We start from the raw sequence: 1,821 nt of genomic DNA, 5'->3' as shown, positions 1-1,821 counted from the left end.
GGTTTGGTGAGTCAAGACTACGGCCGTTATGAACTGACTGTGCGTGAAAATCTTCTTCTGGGTTTGCCTCAGGCGGCGGTTGAGCGTCTTGGTGATGCCGATTTGTGGTCGGCTTTGTCGGTGGCTTGTGCTGATGATTTTGTGCGTGGTCTTGAGGGCGGTTTGGATGCTCAGTTGGGTGAGTCGTTTGGTGGTGTTGGTCTTTCGGGTGGTCAGTGGCAGCGTTTGGCGTTGGCGCGTGTGGTTCTTCGGGATGCGCCGGTGTGGGTGTTGGATGAGCCGACCAGTGCTGTGGATGCTGAGACTGAGGAGGAGATTTTTGCTCGGTTGAAGGTGGCTGCTGTTGGGCGTTTGGTGGTGTTGGTGTCTCATCGTGCGTGGACGTTGCGTGGTGTTGATTCTGTGGTGGTGTTGGATGGTGGGTGTGTGGTGGAACAAGGAACCTACCGGGAGCTACTGAAGGTAGAGGGAAAGTTTATGGAAATTTTCAAAAATCAGATCTCTGAAGATTCTGCAGGGCGCAAAACTTCCGCTGAAAGGGACTATAAAGATGCGTAAGATTATGGCTAATACTGTTTGGTCCGTGGTTTATGCTTTCAAAAATCACCCCGTATGGACCGTTTCCTATCTAGTGTCTGTTGTGTGCCTATCACTATTCCCTGCTCTGCAGATGGAGGCTGTCACTAGACTTGTTGAGCATTTGGGCCAGAGCCAGGATGAAGTGCTCCCGCTAGCGCTGGGGGTTAGTTTTGTGCTGGCAGGATACATTGCCCTGGGACAAGCATCAGACTCTCTGCGTATGATTCTAAATTCTCGAATGTCAAGTACGGGTATTCAGAACGTATCTTCTCGTCTGGCGACTTGTTCCTCTCAGGAAATCGCAAGCGGTGATTATGCTCGCTCATCAAGGGCAGCTCATGAAGCTGTGACAGGGGGGAGCCTGGGGTCTCAAGTTTCCACTATGGGTGCTCTGATATTCATCATTTTTTCGACGGGAGCCCTTAGTTATTCCGTAGGAAAGATCAATGTATATGCTTCACTCTGCATGCTTGCAGGCATGATTCCTGTTGCCTTTATGTCACATCTCTATTCGAGTAAGAATGCTGAGGCAATGGAAAAAATATATTCATATAGCTACAACGCGTGGCATAGCACTAACCAGATTGCACAAATAACTACTGCTCGTGAGCTTGCAATTCTTAATGCTCGGTCGTTCTTTGCGCATCGCGCTAATCAAGAACGGAAAAAATCCGGTGAGGAGGAAATTGGCCTAGCTCGTTACATCCTCAGAATATATACAATTGTTGGTTTTATAAGCGCTGCATTGCTAGCTTTAGCCCTTATTTTTCTAGCGGCCTCGGCGCCGGCTCCCGGTGCTCTTGCTGGAGCTGTTATAGGTATTACCTCGGCTATAGTCTCGCTTGGCTCGATGGGAAGCGACCTTAGCTCGATGGCAGCGGGGTCAAACGCAATTGATATATATCGAAAGTTTATTTCTAGCGCACAGCCCAAGCAGAAAAATTCGGTTGCCGATACCTACCCCGAAATCTGCAGCGTTTCCATTAGGAATCTTGCTATCCAGTATCCAAAAGCTGATTCTTTAGCTCTTAAAAACATCAATCTCACTTTTGGTCCCGGGCAGATGATTGGTATTGTCGGGCCCAGCGGATCGGGAAAGACAACCCTAGTAAATGCACTCATGGGCATGCTTAAGCCCTCCAAAGGAGACATCCTAATCGGAGATAAGCCGGTACAGGACATATCACCTGATGATTTATTGGCAAATGTGGGTTTGGTGAGTCAAGACTACGGCCGTTATGA

2 protein-coding genes are annotated in these 1,821 nt (G+C 48.8%); both read left to right on the top strand.

All coding sequences use genetic code 11. The annotated features are described in order from the left end of the window. Positions 1-558: ATP-binding cassette domain-containing protein (locus tag HMPREF2894_RS00535; protein WP_141754515.1), on the top strand; the 558-nt coding region annotated here is incomplete at its 5' end. After that, positions 551-1,821: ABC transporter ATP-binding protein/permease (locus HMPREF2894_RS08985; protein WP_141754514.1), on the top strand; the 1,271-nt coding region annotated here is incomplete at its 3' end. The genes HMPREF2894_RS00535 and HMPREF2894_RS08985, both read left to right, overlap by 8 nt.

This window comes from Rothia sp. HMSC066G02 (genome assembly GCF_001813145.1).
Classification (GTDB): domain Bacteria; phylum Actinomycetota; class Actinomycetes; order Actinomycetales; family Micrococcaceae; genus Rothia.
The sequence above is the reverse complement of the archived record's forward strand: the minus strand, read 5'-3'. Positions and strand labels throughout refer to the sequence as shown.